Annotated in this window: 12 protein-coding genes; 2 read left to right on the forward strand and 10 right to left on the reverse strand. The window is 69.0% G+C overall.

Translation table 11 applies throughout. The annotated features are described in order from the left end of the window. Positions 1-8: 8 nt before the first annotated feature. Genes ACW176_RS15605 through ACW176_RS15640 form a run of 8 tightly spaced genes read right to left on the reverse strand, consistent with a single transcriptional unit; the run spans position 9 to position 10,704 of the window. Positions 9-1,766, reverse strand: coding sequence for a hypothetical protein (locus tag ACW176_RS15605; protein ID WP_492109783.1), 1,758 nt, complete (start codon positions 1,764-1,766; stop codon positions 9-11). Beyond that, positions 1,763-3,910 carry a DUF4175 family protein gene (locus ACW176_RS15610; protein WP_492109784.1) on the reverse strand — a complete coding sequence of 716 codons (2,148 nt, stop codon included), beginning with the start codon at positions 3,908-3,910 and terminating at the stop codon, positions 1,763-1,765. Before ACW176_RS15610 ends, ACW176_RS15605 begins: the two co-directional genes overlap by 4 nt. Next, a complete protein-coding gene (locus ACW176_RS15615) occupies positions 3,907-5,064 on the reverse strand; it encodes a BatA domain-containing protein (protein ID WP_492109785.1) in 1,158 nt (385 codons plus the stop codon). Before ACW176_RS15615 ends, ACW176_RS15610 begins: the two co-directional genes overlap by 4 nt. Beyond that, entirely contained in the window at positions 5,061-5,948 is an 888-nt protein-coding gene (locus ACW176_RS15620) for a DUF58 domain-containing protein (protein ID WP_492109786.1), read from the reverse strand. Before ACW176_RS15620 ends, ACW176_RS15615 begins: the two co-directional genes overlap by 4 nt. A 9-nt stretch (positions 5,949-5,957) precedes the next feature. Then, the gene (locus ACW176_RS15625; protein ID WP_492109787.1) at positions 5,958-6,959 is read right to left on the reverse strand and encodes an AAA family ATPase; all 1,002 of its coding nucleotides are present in this window, start codon (positions 6,957-6,959) and stop codon (positions 5,958-5,960) included. A 28-nt stretch (positions 6,960-6,987) separates the two neighbouring features. Further along, positions 6,988-7,707 carry a DUF4159 domain-containing protein gene (locus ACW176_RS15630; RefSeq protein WP_419255315.1) on the reverse strand — a complete coding sequence of 240 codons (720 nt, stop codon included), beginning with the start codon at positions 7,705-7,707 and terminating at the stop codon, positions 6,988-6,990. 11 nt (positions 7,708-7,718) lie between these two features. Next, complete coding sequence (locus tag ACW176_RS15635) at positions 7,719-9,050, reverse strand: TldD/PmbA family protein (protein WP_492109788.1); 1,332 nt, start codon at positions 9,048-9,050, stop codon at positions 7,719-7,721. 22 nt (positions 9,051-9,072) lie between these two features. Then, positions 9,073-10,704 carry a TldD/PmbA family protein gene (locus tag ACW176_RS15640; RefSeq protein WP_492057389.1) on the reverse strand — a complete coding sequence of 544 codons (1,632 nt, stop codon included), beginning with the start codon at positions 10,702-10,704 and terminating at the stop codon, positions 9,073-9,075. Between the two features lie 403 nt (positions 10,705-11,107). On the opposite strand from ACW176_RS15640, the gene nhaA reads away from it, so the two are divergent. Beyond that, positions 11,108-12,340 carry a Na+/H+ antiporter NhaA gene (gene nhaA, locus ACW176_RS15645; protein WP_492109789.1) on the forward strand — a complete coding sequence of 411 codons (1,233 nt, stop codon included), beginning with the start codon at positions 11,108-11,110 and terminating at the stop codon, positions 12,338-12,340. Positions 12,341-12,656: 316 nt separating this feature from the next. After that, the gene (locus ACW176_RS15650) at positions 12,657-12,983 is read left to right on the forward strand and encodes a helix-turn-helix domain-containing protein (RefSeq protein ID WP_419317088.1); all 327 of its coding nucleotides are present in this window, start codon (positions 12,657-12,659) and stop codon (positions 12,981-12,983) included. 87 nt (positions 12,984-13,070) lie between these two features. Here ACW176_RS15650 and ACW176_RS15655 read toward each other — a convergent pair whose 3' ends face one another. After that, positions 13,071-13,655: a DUF1697 domain-containing protein gene (locus tag ACW176_RS15655; RefSeq protein ID WP_492109790.1), complete on the reverse strand. Its 585-nt coding sequence runs from the start codon at positions 13,653-13,655 to the stop codon at positions 13,071-13,073. A gap of 5 nt (positions 13,656-13,660) precedes the next feature. After that, positions 13,661-14,818 carry a cystathionine beta-lyase gene (gene metC / locus ACW176_RS15660; protein ID WP_492109791.1) on the reverse strand — a complete coding sequence of 386 codons (1,158 nt, stop codon included), beginning with the start codon at positions 14,816-14,818 and terminating at the stop codon, positions 13,661-13,663. Between the last annotated feature and the right edge of the window lie 15 nt (positions 14,819-14,833).

The raw sequence follows: 14,833 nt of genomic DNA on the forward strand, positions 1-14,833 counted from the left end.
AAACGCCCCTAGCGCCCGGCGAGCCGCCGACCCTGCGCCGATCGTCGCTCCAGCCACCACAGCAAACCCAGCACGGCGAGCAGACCCGCGGCCCAGGGCCAGGGCGATCCGGAAGCCGAGGCGACCGCCCCCGTTCCGCGCCCGGCAGCCGCTTGCACCCGCTCCAGCGTCGCCTGCCGGTTGGCGCTTTGGGCCAGCGACGGGGCCGCATCGGCCGGGTGGACGTACACAGCCGTCTCGACATCGCCATCCACAATCCGGTGCCATCCAGACCGGCGGGGCCAGTAGGCGGCGCAGGTTGCGGACCCTGTCGCCGGATCCAGACGCGGCTGGCTTTCGACGCCCTCGGGGTCGACGACGCGAACCTGCTGGGTGACCGGGCACAGCGCCGCGCGCTCACCCGGCCTTGCGATGCCGTCCAGGCGCACGCCCGGCGGCTCGCCAGGACGCGCCAGGGTCGAAAAGAGCTCGCTCCACAGTTCGCCATAGCGGTCGCCGTGGCCGGCCAGGGTCAGAGCATAGCTGTCGGCCACGATCGACAGGCCCACCCGGCCCTGGCCGCGCGGACGCCAGGCGGCGAGGGCGGCGCCGGCCGTATCCCGGATCATCGGCACGTCGTCTCGCCCGGTCTGGACCAGGCCAAGCCGGTTGAGCGCGAGCGCGACGGGCAGGGCCGATCCCCCGAGACGGAAGGCTCGCGCATCGTCGCCACCGATGTTCGCCATCCCCAGCCCGCCCCATTCGCGTTGGGTGGTGTCGGAGAGCTGCCCCGTGGGTCTCAGCAGCAGACCAAGACCATCCTGCGTGGCGCCGCCGAGGGCGGCCCGTTCCCCGATCGACAGGGTCTCCCAGAGGCGATCATCGACGACGACGAGATCGACCTCAGCCAGATCTGCTCGCGTCAGCGGTGTCGGTGTATCGCCCAGACGCGCGCCACCGCCGACATCGATCTCGACGCTCAGCGCGATGCCTGCGTCCTGGGCCCAGCGGCGGAGATATTTGGTTTCAGGGCTGGCGGCGCCCGCCAGGACGACGACGCGAGGCTGTCGTTGCGCTCGCGTCTGGATCGGGATCTCGATGTGCTCGACCAGCCGGCCCGCCGCGTCCTTCAGGCGCAGATCAAACAGCGCCAGCCCAGCAGCCCGCGACGAAGCCGACAGCCCAAAGCGCTGGCCGATCTTCACCTCGGCGCGGTCGACGATCGCGCCGGCCGGGTCGAGCAGTTCGACTACGCCTGACGTCAGCGCGCCGATCTGGCCCGCCACGCTGAAGCGCGCGCCGGGGGCGACCGGACCGGGCAAGGTCAGGTCGACAAGGCCGCTGGGCGCCCGCGCGGGGATGAACTCCGCCGGCCGGTCCAGAGGGATCTGGTCGCGAGACGTCAGGCCTTCGCCCTCGATGCGCAGCCGTCCGACCTGCGGATAGAGGCGCAGGGCCGCGCCGAGATCGGGAACGCGGATGGCGCCGGGCGCCGCGCCGGCCTCCGGCAGGGCGACAACCACGTCACCGGCGGCGCGCAGCGTCGGCGACGCCCCGCCTGTGACGATTACCAGGCGTCCGGGGGATGTCCCCACCGAAGGAGGGAAGAGCGTCAGGTACAGAAAGACGCCTGCGAGGATTTGCAGGCCGGCCAGCGTGGCGAAGCGCCATGCAGGACCGCGCGCCGCCTCCGCCGCCGATCGCCGCCGAAACGCCAGTCGAACCACGCCGCCGACGACGGCCACGGCGATCAGGGCCGCCGTCCAGATCTGGAGATCGCCGATCATCGCAGGGCGTCCAGATAACGGCGGCCGCGGGCGTCCGCCGGGGCGCGACGCAGGACGCCGGCCGGCGGTCGCTCCAGCGCCGCCCATAGAAGTGCGCGCAGCTTCTGACGGCAGTCGAGGCAACCGGGTTCATTGCGAACAGTGTCGATCTGGGCTGACAGGGCCAGGGGATCGGCAAGGCGTTTCTGGTTGGCGCTCACCCAGCGCGCCAGGGCGTCCAGGCGCAGGGGCGCTGCGGGCTGGGTCTGGCCCAGCGTGCGCCAGGCCTCAACGGCCGGCGTGTCGCCGGGATCGCGCGTCGCCGGAACAAGTCGACCCGAAACAATGCCGTCGCGTTTGCCCGTAAGGCGGCGGGACAGATCGACCGGCGGCATCTTCGACGGCGCGCGCGCCAGGAAGATCCGCTTGGCCTGTTGGGCGGTTTTCAGCAGGTCCAGCGCCCGATGGGCGTGAGGCAAGGCGTCCCTGGGCTTGCCTTGGCGCAGGGCGCGTTCGGAGTCCCACATGGCGTCCAGAGCCTGAGCCAGGGTCGAGCGTGTTCCGGGATCGAACAGGGTGGAGGCGTCGCCGGTGTCGTGCGCATGGCCGAACTGGGCGACCACGTCGCCCATCTCGCCGAAGGTCGCAGGCTCGGCGCCATGGTCGTGTCCGTCGTCGTGACTATGTTTCTCTTGGGGTTCGGGTTTGGCGGGCGCCGATGCGGGGCCGTCGTTCGTCGGCAGGTCCAGCGCGGGCGCGTCATTGGTCGGGATGGACAGCCCGCCGCCGCCGCCCTCGGCCTCCTCGCCCATGAACTGGCCGTAGCGCAGGCGAAGCTGGGCCTGGTCGGCGCCCAGCCCGTTGGACCGGTCGAGGAAGGTGTCCGGCGTGATCCGGCTGCGCTGGGCGATCAAGGCCTCGGCGTCGATGATGATCTGGCGCTGGCTGCGGAAATAGACCGGCAGGATCTGGCGGGCCATGCCCTCGAGCCCGTCGGCCAGGCCCATGGCGGCCGGCCAGCGCAGGATGATGCTGGGACCTTCCACCGTCTGGGGCGCGGGCGCGCGATTGTCGCTGACGACCAGCTGGACGATCATGTCGCCGCCGGGTTCGAGGCCTTCGCGCGTCAGGTCGAGGTCGGCGGCGAAACGCTTGAGCCGCGCGTCGCCCCGGCCGCTCAGGGGCAGGGTCCGCTCGGTCGTGGTGATGTTTTCGCCCTCGCCCTTGGTGATCGTCACGCGCAACTGGGCGGCGGCCGCCACACCATAATCATCGCGGACTTCGAACACGGGCGCCCAGCGCATCTGGCCGGGGGCAGTGAGGGTCAGGGCGCTGTCTGGCGTCAGGACACGCACCACCGGCGCGGCGTCAGGGATCATCTCAAGCCGATGCAGGCGCTGGCGGGGCAGGCCTGGGGCCTCGATCCGATACAGCGCCGACCGCGCGAAGACCCGGTCGCCGAGCCAGCGCCCGCCTTGTCGACGAAGGGAAAGGGGCGCGTCGCCCGGGAAGCTCAGGGTCGCGGCGCCGGGGCTGGGAACGAGGTTCACGGCCCACTCAACGCGTGAATTGGCGGGCGCGCGCACGTCGAGGCTGCTCTGCTCGAACGGGCGCTGGCCGGTATAGGCAGGCGGCGTGACGCGCAACCGCGCGCCGGCGATCCTGGGCGCGCTGAGGGGCGAGGCCGATCGAACGCCGCCGACACCGCCGCCCGCTTCGCGCGCCGAGGGCCAGAGCATGATGGCCAGGATCGCGACAGTGCTGAGGCCAGCGGTCCAGGCGATCCAGCGGCGCGACCAGTCGGGGCGCAGATCGAGGGCGGCGGCTTCGGTCAGCCGGGTTTGCAGCCGCGCCTGCTGCAGGGCCGCCAGGCCCTCCAGGCTCCCCGGCGCGCGGAGCAGGAGATCGCTGCTGTCCTCAAGGCCGGGCGCGCGGGCGTCCAGGGCGGCGGTCAGCCAGGCAGGGTCGAAGCGTCGGGCACGCTTCCAGGCCGTCCAGCCCAGCGCCAGGCCCCCGAGGGTCATCGTGGCCAACGCCGCCCCGAGGCCGACCAGCCGCCAGGTCGCGGCGCCGAGGGCCAGAACAAGCGGCAGTCCGACGGCGATCGTGTCGAGCAGGCTTCGCTGGCGGGCGGCCCGCAGGTGGTGGGAGAGCGCGGCGATCATGCGGCGACCGGCCGCCGCCGCCGGGTGGCCAGCCAGCGCTCGACCGCGAAGAGCGCGGCGATGGCCACGGCCAGCCAGGGACGCAGGTCCACGGGATGGGGATTATAGGGCGAGGCGCCGGGCGTCGCGCGCACCGTGGGCGCATAGTCGGCCGCAGCGACGCGATCGGGCGCCGGCGGCGGGTCCAGCAGGGACCACAGGGCCGCCGGAAAGTCGGACTCGACCAGGGCCGGCATGGCCCTGGGTTCGAGGGGACGGGTCAGGCGCAGCACGCGCCCCTTGCCGAAGCGACCTGCGCTGGCGAGCGGTTCGCCGGTCGCGTTGCGCCATGTCACCCGTTGCCCGCCCTCGACCGGGGACGGCGCGTCATGGGCCAGCAGCGCCACGCCGCCGTCCTCGATCCAGTCCAGAATGGTCGCAGGCATCGGCGCGCTGGACAGCCAGACGAGATACCGGGCGTTGCGGGGCAGGGGGCGGTCGACAGGGGCGGCGTCAAAGGCGGGCGGCTGGCCGGGCTCGGCGAAGGCTGTCGCCGCCGCGCGGAAGTAGCGAACAGCGTCCTCGCCATCCGAGGAATAGCGTACGCTCAGCGCGGGCGGCGCGCGCGCGACGACCGGTTCGGGGCGGCGTGACGATGCGGTGATCCGCCAGTCCACCTTGCGCGACAGGTACAGCCTCTGGGCGTCGACACCGGTCAGCTCCGGCGGCATGACCACGGCGATCGGCGTCCTGGCGGGCGTCTCGGCGTCGAGCTGGCGGATGAGGCTGGCCGGGTTCGTCGGCAAGGCCGGCGCGGGGCGGTCGAGACCCGGAAAGCCTGGCGCGAGCCAGACCCGGCGCTCGCCCCGGTCGGGGACGTCCGTGAGGTTCACAGCTGGCGAGACCGCGACCACGGGCCGGTCATCGCCCGGGGGGCGCGTCACGGGACGGGCCAGGAGCAGGGCGATGGCGACGATCAGGGCGATCCGCACCGCCAGCAGCACCCGCTCATCGAGCTGCAGGCGTCGCACGGGCCTTGGGTTGGGGTTCAGCCAGCGCAGGGCCGCGAAGTCGATGGTCTGGGTCTCGGTCCGCCGCGCGATGTGGATCGCCAGAGGAACCGCGATCGCGATCAGGACGCCCAAGGCAGCCGGCAGGAGCAGGGTCGGCGTCATCGCTGGGGCGCCGGCTGTGACAGCTTCTGGATGGGCTGGTCCGGATCCTGGTCGATGAAGTGCTCGACATAGCGGACGCCCCGGCCTTCGAGCCGCGCGCGTAGCTCGGCCCGGGCCTGGGCGAAGCGCATCAGGAAATCCTCGCGCAGGGTCCGGCCGTCGCCGGCCAGCTCGGCGTCGCCTTCAGGATCGCGGAAGCGAAGACTGCGGTCGAACGGGAAGTCGCGCTCGTCGGCGGTCAGCAGCTGGATGAACGACACGTCGCGACCGGACGCGGCGAGGCGCTCGGCGGCCGCGACGCAGGCCTCGTCGAAGCCGTCGGTGACGAACAGGGCCATGTCGCCGGGCGCGATGCGCTCGCCCAGGGCTTGCACGTCTCGCTCCCAGGCCGGAACGCCGCCGGGTCGAAGCGGACCCAGCGTCAGCCGGATGCGGTCGCGGTGACGCTTGTCGCTGGACGGCGGCAGGACCAGCGCCCCTTGCGCCTGGGCGACGATGACGCCGAACCGGTCGCCTTGCTGCAGGGCGATCTCGATGACGGCGGCGGCCAGGCGCCGGGCAGCGTCGAAGCGCGACCAGTCGGGGCGGGCCACATCGGCCTGGCCCATCGAGGCGCTGGCGTCCAGGACGATCCAGATCGCCACCGGGCTCTCGCGTTCGGCGTCGCGAACGAAGAAGCGGTCTGACCGGGAGTAGAGCTTCCAGTCGATCCGGCGCAGGTCGTCGCCGCGCTCATAGGCGCGGTACTGGGCGAACTCCATCGCGCCGCCGCGATTGCGGCTGGCGTGCATCCCGTCGCCCGCCAGCACCGCAGCCGCGCGGGGCGCCAGCGACAGGCGTCGCAGGCGGCTGCGCAGGTCGGGAGGAAGGTCGAACGGAGACATGCGCCGCGATCAGTCCCGCGTCGGGGCCGGAAGGGCGGCCAGCAGGGCGGCGACCACGTCGTCGGTGGTCTTGCGCTCGGCCTCGGCCGCGAACGACAGCAGGATGCGGTGGCGCATGACCGGCGCCGCCAGGGCGACGACGTCGGCCCGGGTGGCCGCCAGCCGTCCGTGCAGCAGGGCCCGCGCCTTGGCGGCCAGCACCAGGGCCTGGCCGGCCCGCGGGCCGGCGCCCCAGCGGACATAGGTCTGGACGGCGGCGGGCGCGTCGGGGCCGGGACGACTGGCGCGGACCAGGGCGGTGATCCAGGTCAGCAGGCCTTCGCCGACATGCACCTGGCGCACCCATTTCTGGAGTTCGACAATGTCGGGTCCGGTCATCACCGGGGCCGGCGCGGCGATGGCGCCGCCGGTCGTCAGGGCCAGGATCGCGCGCTCTTCCTCGGCCGTGGGGTAGCCGACCCGGATGTTGAGCAGGAACCGGTCCAGCTGGGCCTCGGGCAGGGGATAGGTGCCGGCCTGTTCCAGCGGGTTCTGGGTGGCCAGCACGAAGAACGGCTCTGATAGCGCGTGCGTGACGCCCGCATAGCTGACCGTGTGCTCCTGCATGGCCTCCAGCAGGGCCGCCTGGGTCTTGGGCGGGGTGCGGTTCAGTTCGTCGGCCAGCAGCAGGTTGGTGAAGACCGGGCCCGGCTGGAAGCGAAAGTGCCGGTGGCCGGTGCCGTGATCCTCTTCCAGCACCTCGGTGCCGAGGATGTCGCTGGGCATCAGGTCGGGCGTGAACTGGACGCGGCGGAAGTCGAGCGACAGCGCCTGACCCAGGGTGCGGACCAGCAGGGTCTTGCCCAGGCCCGGCACGCCCTCGATCAGGCAGTGGCCGCCGGCCAGCAGGCCGATCAGCAACTGCTCGACCACCTCGTCCTGGCCGACGATGGCCTGGCCGATCGCCGCGCGCAACTGGCCCAGGCGCTCGAGCTTGAGCGCAATATCGGCTTCGGTGGGGGTCTGGGTCATCGCGGTTCCGAGCAGGCGAGAGGCGGGATCAGGCGGTCAGGGCGTAGAGCACGATGTTGACCGCGAACTTGGTGTTGTCTTCAGCCAGGAAGCGCTTGTTGCGCCAGTCGTAATCCCACTCGCAGCCATAATCCTTGTTGCTGTAGAGCAGGCCCAGGCGCCCGCCGATCTCGATGCCCTTGAGGTAGTCATGCACGAGATCGTCGCCCCAGCCGTTCAGCTCGAAGCTGGTGGCGGGCGGGCCGTCGAACTTGAAGAAGTTGCGATAGATGGCGTGGTCGTTGGGCAGCTTGCGCAGGGCCTCGGCGCCGAACAGCTTTGTCATCTGGCGCTCGAACGATCGGGCGAACAGGCCGTCGATATCGTGGTTGCAATCATCGACGAAGACAAAGCCGCCGTTGCGCACATAGCGTTCGAAATTGGCGGCTTCGGCGGGGCTGAACTCCACCAGCTTGTGGCCGGCCAGATAGCAGAACGGCGCGGTCAGCATCGCCGGATCCGACAGCCGGACCACCCGCTCCTGCGGATCGACCCGCAGGTTGGTGTAGTCGATTAGCGAGGTCAGGATGTTGGACGGCATCCGCTGGTCAACGTCCCAGTCCCCGGAGTCGTAGCGCAGGCGGGTGAACCAGAAGTCGTACACGGGCGCCGATCGGGCGGCGGACGGGAGGCTGGCAAGCCAGCCCCCCAATGCGCCGCCCGTCAGCAGGCGCAGGCACTCAGAACGCGTTACGCGGTTACCGGCCATGCGTTATCCGGTCAGACGGCGTCCGAGAGCGAGGTGAAGGTGAAGTCACGCACGCGCATCGGCGGGATCATGTACTGCATCTGACCGCCCTCGCTGACCCGAACCGGCCGGCCCAGATCGTCGATGTTGTTGAGCATGATCACCGGCGACTCGTTGAAGCGGAAGTTCTTCACCGGGTACTTCAACTGGCCGTTCTCGATGTAGAAGGTGCCGTCGCGGGTCAGGCCGGTCAGCAGCACCGTCTGGGGATCGACCATGCGGATGTACCAGGTGCGGGTCACCAGGATGCCGCGCTCGGTCTCGCGCACCAGGTCGGCGGTCGACTTGGTTCCGCCCGACATGATGATGTTGCCCGGTCGGCCCACCACCTTCTTGCCCTGCTTCTGGGCCCAATAGGGCGAGTAGAGCAGGTTGGCGATCTTGCCGTTCTCGACCAGCGGCATGCGCTCGCGGGCCCGGCCCTGGGCGTCCCACGGCAGCACTGCCAGCTCGGGGTGCCAGGGGTCGGCCGTGAAGGTGACGCGCGGATCATAGACCTGCTCGCCCAGCTTGTTGCCGCCGCCTTTCTTGGACAGGAAGCTGCGCCCCTCGTCGGCCTGGCGGGCGTCGAAGAAGTTGAGCATGAACGAGATCAGGCCCGAGGCGGCGGCCGGTTCCAGGATCACCGTATATTTGCCGGGCTCCAGCGACTGGGCCTCGGCCGAGGCGCTGGCCTTGCGCATGGCGATCTCGATGTCGCTGGCCGGCTTGAAGCTGGTGGAATCCTGCAGGTTGCGGCTGACCCAGCCCGAGCCCCGGCCGTCGGCCGTACGCACCGTGCAGGTGTAGTCGACCTCGGTGGCGCGCTGATAGCCGAACGCGCCCTTGCTGTTGGCGAAGGCGACGAAGCTTTGCTCGTCATTGAGGAAGCCGGCGGCGATCAGGTTCTGGGCGCGGCAGGGGGCGATGGAGGCCCGGGCGATCTCGGCCCGCTGGTCGGGCGTGATCGCGGCGGTCGCGGCGCTGAAGGTTGCGCTGGGCTTGTAGGCCTGGGCCTCGACGGCCGTGACGAACTCCGGATTCTCCGGCGCCAGCTTGGCCAGTTCCTCGGCGCGCTTGACCACGCGGGCCAGGGCGGCGTCCGAGAACTCGTTGATCGACGCCGATCCGACGCGCTTGCCGAACGCGACCTGGACCGACAGATCGGTATTGCTGACCACGCCGCTGGTCGAGACGTTGTTGAGGGCGAAACGAATATTGCCTTCGACCGATCCGGTCAGCTGGGCGGTGCACTCGTCGGCCGTCGACAGCTTGATGACCTTGTCGAGGATCGTCTTGGCCTCGGCCTCTGTCATGATGCTCATTGGACTGTCTCCCTCGACCCGATCAACCGAGCGAGCGCGCGGTGTTGATGACATTGATGTCGTCGAACCGGGTGGTCGACGAACCGTGGCTCACGGCCGAAACCTGGCTGGGCTGGCCTTTTCCATCAAAGAAGGAGCCAAACAGGCGATAGTCGCGCTCGTCGCAGATCGCCGTACAGGCGTTCCAGAACTCGGGCGTGCGCATCTGATAGGCCACGTCCTCGAGGGGCTGGGTGATCTTGCCGTCCTTGATCTCGTAGAACAGCGTGCCGCCGAACTGGGCGTTGTAGCGCTGCTGGTCGATCGAGAACGAGCCGCGACCCAGGATGTAGATCCCGTCCTCGACGCCCGAAATCATGTCGTCCAGGCTCATCTTCTTCTTGCCCGGCTGCAGCGAGACATTGGGCATGCGCTGGAACTGCACGGTCGACCAAGAGTCGGCATAGGAGCAGCCGTCGGACTCGGTCTTGCCCAGCATGTGGGCCTGGTCGCGGGTGGCCTGATAGTCGACCAGCTTGCCGTCCTGGATCAGTGGCCAGCTCTTGGTGCCGACGCCTTCGTCGTCATAGCCGACCGCGCCCAGGCTACCGGGCTGCAGCTTGTCGGCCGTGAGGTTGACGATCTCGCTGCCGTACTGGAAGCGCGCCTCGCGCTTGTCCAGCGTGGCGAAGCTGGTCCCGGCATAGTTGGCCTCGTAGCCCAGCACGCGGTCGAGCTCGAGCGGGTGGCCGACCGACTCGTGGATGGTCAGGCCCAGATGGTTGGGGTCGAGCACCAGGTCGTAGCGGCCCGGCTTGACCGACTTGGCCGTCAGCTTCTCGCGCGCCTGGACGGCGGCGGCCTTGGCGTCCTCGACCATGTCATAGGACTTGCCGTAGCTGATGATGCCGTTGGGCGAGAGGCTCTTGTCCTCGGCCTTGGGGTCCAGGTACTCGTAGCCCAGACCCATCGGCGCGGAGAGGCCCTCGCGCGAGCGGAACTTGCCGCTGGCCTTGTCGATGGCGGTCACCGTGAAGGGCGCCCAGATGCGGTGGACGTCCTGGTCGATGTAAGAGCCATCGGTGCTGGCGAAGTATTTCTGCTCGTTGATCAGGAACAGGCTGGAATTGACGAAGCTGGCCCCGGCCGTCAGCGCCGCGCCGTTGACGCGCATCAGAAGGTCGACCTTCTCCTGCAGCGAGACTTCCATGCCGTTGCGGCGAATGGGCGTGGCCCATTTCACCTCGCCGACGCCCTTGGTGGGGGCCAGGCGGACGGGCGCGGTCTGGTTTTTGGCGTTGGCCTTGGCGATCATTGTGGCCAGGCGGGCGGTCTGGGCGACCGATTCCGCCGAAATGTTGTTGGTGGCGGCAAAGCCCCAGGCGCCGTCGGCGATCACGCGAACGCCCACGCCGCTCGACTCGGTGTTGGTCACCGCCTGAACGTTGGCCTCGCGGGTGACGATGAACTGGCGCAGGTAGCGGCCGACGCGCACGTCGCAATAGCTGGCCCCGGCGGCGGTCGCGGCGCTCATGGCCGCGTCGGCCAGGCGCTTCTTGACGGCCAGCTCGATGGTTTCCACCAGCTGATCGGCGGCGATGGCCTGGCCGAAGCCGGGCAACAGCATGCCGCCGGCGCCGATTCCACAGGCAGCAAGAAACTGACGTCTATCCAAGTGTCTTCTCCCCAGTGGCCCACGATCCGGGGCGCTTGCGCCGCGTTCCAGTCGAGATGGAATCTGACGCTGAAGACGTTCTGTGCCGAGCCGTGGCGGAGGTCAATTCTTTCCCGATGTCATGCCCTGGGTGTCGTCAGGTTGCGCGGGATCGGGCTTGAGGCCGCCATGAGGTTCCGCAATCGCATCATCATGCCGAGCACGTTTGCTGGTCTCGCCTGTTCCGTCGCCCGCCTTGAACAGGGCGAGCCGGTTTCGCTTGACCTTGACGCCGGCATGGTCAGATTGCGCGGCAGATATCAGGCCGCTTCATGCGGCCAGGCCGCGCCTCCAGCGAATTCGGTCCGGCGTCCGTCGATAACCGGACGTCACGATAGCTTGATCCATGCTTTTGGAGGCCGCCGTGGCATTTGAACTGAAGCCCAGACTCTCAACGCGCGCACTCTCGGCTCTGCGCCAGTTCCTGCATCATGAAGCGGCCGGGGGATACGTCCTGATGGCGGCGGCGGCCCTGGCTCTGCTGGTCGCCAATTCGCCCTGGGCCGCCGCCTACAACGCCGTGCTGCATATCGAGATCGGCGGGACCATCGCCGGCCTGGCGATGCGCGAAAGCCTCGCGCACTGGATCAATGACGGTCTGATGGCCGTGTTCTTTCTGCTGGTTGGGCTGGAGATCAAGCGGGAGGTGCTGGACGGGCAGCTTTCGAAGCCCTCGCGCCTGATCCTGCCCGGCGTTGCGGCGCTGGGCGGGGTCGTGGCGCCGGCCCTGATCTACAGCGCGGTCAATCTGGGAACGCCCGAACATCTTCGCGGCTGGGCGATCCCAGCGGCCACCGACATCGCCTTCGCACTGGGCGTCCTGTCGCTGCTGGGATCGCGCGCGCCGGCCTCGTTGAAGATCTTCCTGACGGCAATCGCCATTCTCGATGATCTGGTCGCCATCCTGATCATCGCCGTCTTCTATACCGACCAACTCAACGTCCTGGCGCTGACCCTGGCGGGCGGCGTCACGATCGCCCTGATCGCCCTCAACCGTTTCAAGGTGACCTGGCTGTGGCTGTATCTGCTGCTGGGCGTGGCGCTGTGGTTGTGCGTCCTGAAGTCCGGCGTTCACGCCACCTTGGCCGGGGTCGTTCTGGCCATGACCATTCCGCTCCGGCCGTCGCGCGGCCGGCCCGATGACCGTCATTCGCCGCTTCACCAGCTGGAGCATGCGTTGCACAGGCCCGTGGCCTTTGTGATCGTGCCGCTGTTTGGACTGGCCAATGCCGGCGTCAGCTTCGCGGGGGTGACCCTGGCGACGGTTCTCGCCCCGGTGCCGGTCGGGGTGGCGCTGGGATTGTTCCTGGGCAAGCAGGCCGGCGTCTTCCTCGCCGCCATGGCGGTGATCAAGCTGGGGTTCGCCGACATGCCGCGCGGCGCGACGGTACGCCAGCTCTATGGCGTAGCGCTGCTGTGCGGGGTCGGCTTCACCATGAGCCTGTTCATCGGCAACCTGGCCTTCGCCGATCCTCTGCTGCTCGACGAGGTCAAGATCGGGGTGCTGTGCGGCTCCGTCGTGTCGGCGGTGGCCGGCTATCTCATACTGGCCACCGCCCGCCCGGCCTTGCCTGCGTCAAGCGGGCCGCAGGCCTGATCAAAGGCGCTTTCGGCGGGGTCAGGTCTCGTCGCCTGGGTCGTCGCGATTAGAGGGGCGGGCGGATCTAACCGCAGGAAGTCTCCAGCCCGCGACCAGGCGACGGAAAAGTAAGAGTACGTTTAGTTATAACTGGAGCCAAAGGGTTTCGTCGCCGCCATCAGGCCGGCCTTGCGAAGCCCATCGCCGCAGGGGCGCGCCATAACGTCGGCCTTTGACAAGTTTTCGCATGTCGCCCAAGAACACGTTGCATAAGTACTGGTTTCTGCGAGAGATGCCGACCTTCGCCGGCGCAGTAAGACCATCAGGAGGCTTGATGCCACGAGCCACCCCCGACCCCGCCAAGGTCGCGCACACCAAGGCGCTTCGGCAGGAGGCCGGCCGATGGCTTAAGGCGGGCCGAGAAGCGGCGGGCCTGACCCAGGCCCAGCTCTCCGAACAGGTCGGGCTGCGCTACTATACATTTGTCTCCCAGGTAGAGAGCGGCGTCGGCCGCCTGCCGATCGAGACCCAGGCCGCGTGGGCCAAGGCCCTGAACCTTGACGAGGCCGACTTCGCCAGGACGCTGCTGGCCTATTACGAACCCGAACTCCATCGGCTGCTGTTCGAGAGCGCCGCCTCTCCCAGCCGGGCCATCGCCTAAGCGATCGCTCCGCGCATCGCCGGACGAACGGCTGCACCGCCTAGTGGTCTATGAGCGGATACCGGGTCGCTGAGACCGGGCGAGGCCTCAGACGGCCTCGTCCCCCGCCTCGTCCCCCGCCTCGTCCCCCGCCTCGCCGATCGCCTCGCCGATCGCCTGCACGATCGTCCACGACCGGCCGGTGATCCGGGTGGCCAGGGCCTTTTCGACGAGCCCGTTGCTGAACTTCGACGCGCCAAGCCCATTGGGATAGGTGACGTAGAACTGGCGGCTCTCGACTCGCAGTTGCTCGCCCTCCGACAGTTTGGCGCGCAGGGCGCCGATCACCTTCTTGTCTGGCGGATCCTTGAGGAACAGGGTCATCAGCAGGCCCGGATCGGTCAGGGCGAACTCGGCATAGGGATTGGCGGCAATGATCGCCGCCCAGGCCTGGGCGGTGCGTACATAGATATCGGTGCGCAAGCCCAGGCGCGTGTGGATCTCGGTCTCAAGGAAGTTCTGCAGGTCAGCGCCGGTGCGATCGGGGCTGTCAAACACCAGATTATTGGCGCCGCCCACCGCGCGGGCGTTGGTCAGGCCCAGTTCGCCAAGCAGGTCGACAAAGGTCTCGGCCGCGATCGGCTTCTGGCCACCGGGGCTGACGCTGCGCAGCAGGGCGATATGGGTGGTCATGGGTTTCAGGCCTGACTGTTCAGAGCCGCGAATCCGCGCTCCAGATCGATGATGAGGTCGGCCGGGGTTTCCAGACCGATATGCAGGCGCAGCAATGGGCCTTCCAGATCGACGGGGATAGAGCGGCTCTTCAGTTGCGGATCGCAATGAATGGCCAGGCTCTCATAGCCGCCCCAGGAGAAGCCCAGGCCAAACAGCTGCAGGGCGTCGAGAAAGGCGTGAACGGCCGTCTCGCGGGCGGGTTTCAGCACCACGCCGAACAGGCCGCAGGCCCCGGTGAAGTCACGCCGCCACAGGGCGTGGCCGGGATCGCCGGGCAGGGCTGGGTGCAGCACGCGCGACACCTCCGGCCGCTGTTGCAGCCAGCGGGCGACCGTCAGGCCGTTCTCCTGGTGACGCGGCAGGCGGGTGGCCATCGTACGCAGGCCGCGCAGCATGGTGTAGGCGTCGTCGGACGACACCGACCAGCCGAGGTCCCACATGGCGTCGACCAGCAGCTGGCCGACGGCGGGGTCGTTGGTGGCGACGCTGCCCATGAAACAGTCGGAATGGCCGCCGACATATTTGGTCAGGGCCTGGATGCTGAGCGTCACGCCATGGTCGAGCGGTTTGAAGAAGAACGCGGCCGCCCAGGTGTTGTCGATCAGGGTCAGAATGCCCCGGCTGTTGGCGGCGGCGGCCATGGCCGGGATGTCCTGCATCTCGAAGGTCAGGGAGCCGGGGGCTTCCAGCACGATCAGCCGGGTCTTCGGTGTGGTCAGGGCCATCAGGCCCTCGGGCGACAGGGCCGGGTCGTAGTAGGTGGTGGTGACGCCGAACCGGCCCAGCACCTGGTCGCAGAACCGCCGGGTGGGCTTGTAGGTGCTGTCGACCACCAGGATCTCGTCGCCGGCCTTCAGCACTGCCAGCAGGGCCCCGGTTATGGCCGCCAGGCCCGAGGGGTAAAGGGTGACATTGGCCGCCCCCTCCAACTCGGCCAGGGCCGTCTGCAGGGCGGCGGGCGTGGACAGGCCGGTGATGCCGTAGCTGACCAGGCTGTCGTCATACAGATCGGCGGCACTGGCCATCAGCACGGTAGAACCGCGCTGGATCGCTGGATTGACCGTCTTGGGCGGGGGAGCCGACGACGCGCCCGTTCGGATCAGGCGGGTTTCTTCATCCATGGGGGGGCTTTCGAC

Source organism: Caulobacter sp. FV1ye13L (assembly GCF_058681155.1).

Excerpts from the sequence above, each read along its gene's own strand:
- metC (WP_492109791.1), bottom strand. The coding sequence starts at position 14,818 with ATGGATGAAGAAACCCGCCTGATCCGAACGGGCGCGTCGTCGGCTCCC.
- ACW176_RS15650 (WP_419317088.1), top strand. The coding sequence starts at position 12,657 with ATGCCACGAGCCACCCCCGACCCCGCCAAGGTCGCGCACACCAAGGCG.
- ACW176_RS15625 (WP_492109787.1), bottom strand. The coding sequence starts at position 6,959 with ATGACCCAGACCCCCACCGAAGCCGATATTGCGCTCAAGCTCGAGCGC.
- ACW176_RS15610 (WP_492109784.1), bottom strand. The coding sequence starts at position 3,910 with ATGATCGCCGCGCTCTCCCACCACCTGCGGGCCGCCCGCCAGCGAAGC.
- ACW176_RS15615 (WP_492109785.1), bottom strand. The coding sequence starts at position 5,064 with ATGACGCCGACCCTGCTCCTGCCGGCTGCCTTGGGCGTCCTGATCGCG.
- ACW176_RS15620 (WP_492109786.1), bottom strand. The coding sequence starts at position 5,948 with ATGTCTCCGTTCGACCTTCCTCCCGACCTGCGCAGCCGCCTGCGACGC.
- ACW176_RS15605 (WP_492109783.1), bottom strand. The coding sequence starts at position 1,766 with ATGATCGGCGATCTCCAGATCTGGACGGCGGCCCTGATCGCCGTGGCC.
- ACW176_RS15635 (WP_492109788.1), bottom strand. The coding sequence starts at position 9,050 with ATGAGCATCATGACAGAGGCCGAGGCCAAGACGATCCTCGACAAGGTC.
- ACW176_RS15655 (WP_492109790.1), bottom strand. The coding sequence starts at position 13,655 with ATGACCACCCATATCGCCCTGCTGCGCAGCGTCAGCCCCGGTGGCCAG.
- ACW176_RS15630 (WP_419255315.1), bottom strand. The coding sequence starts at position 7,707 with ATGGCCGGTAACCGCGTAACGCGTTCTGAGTGCCTGCGCCTGCTGACG.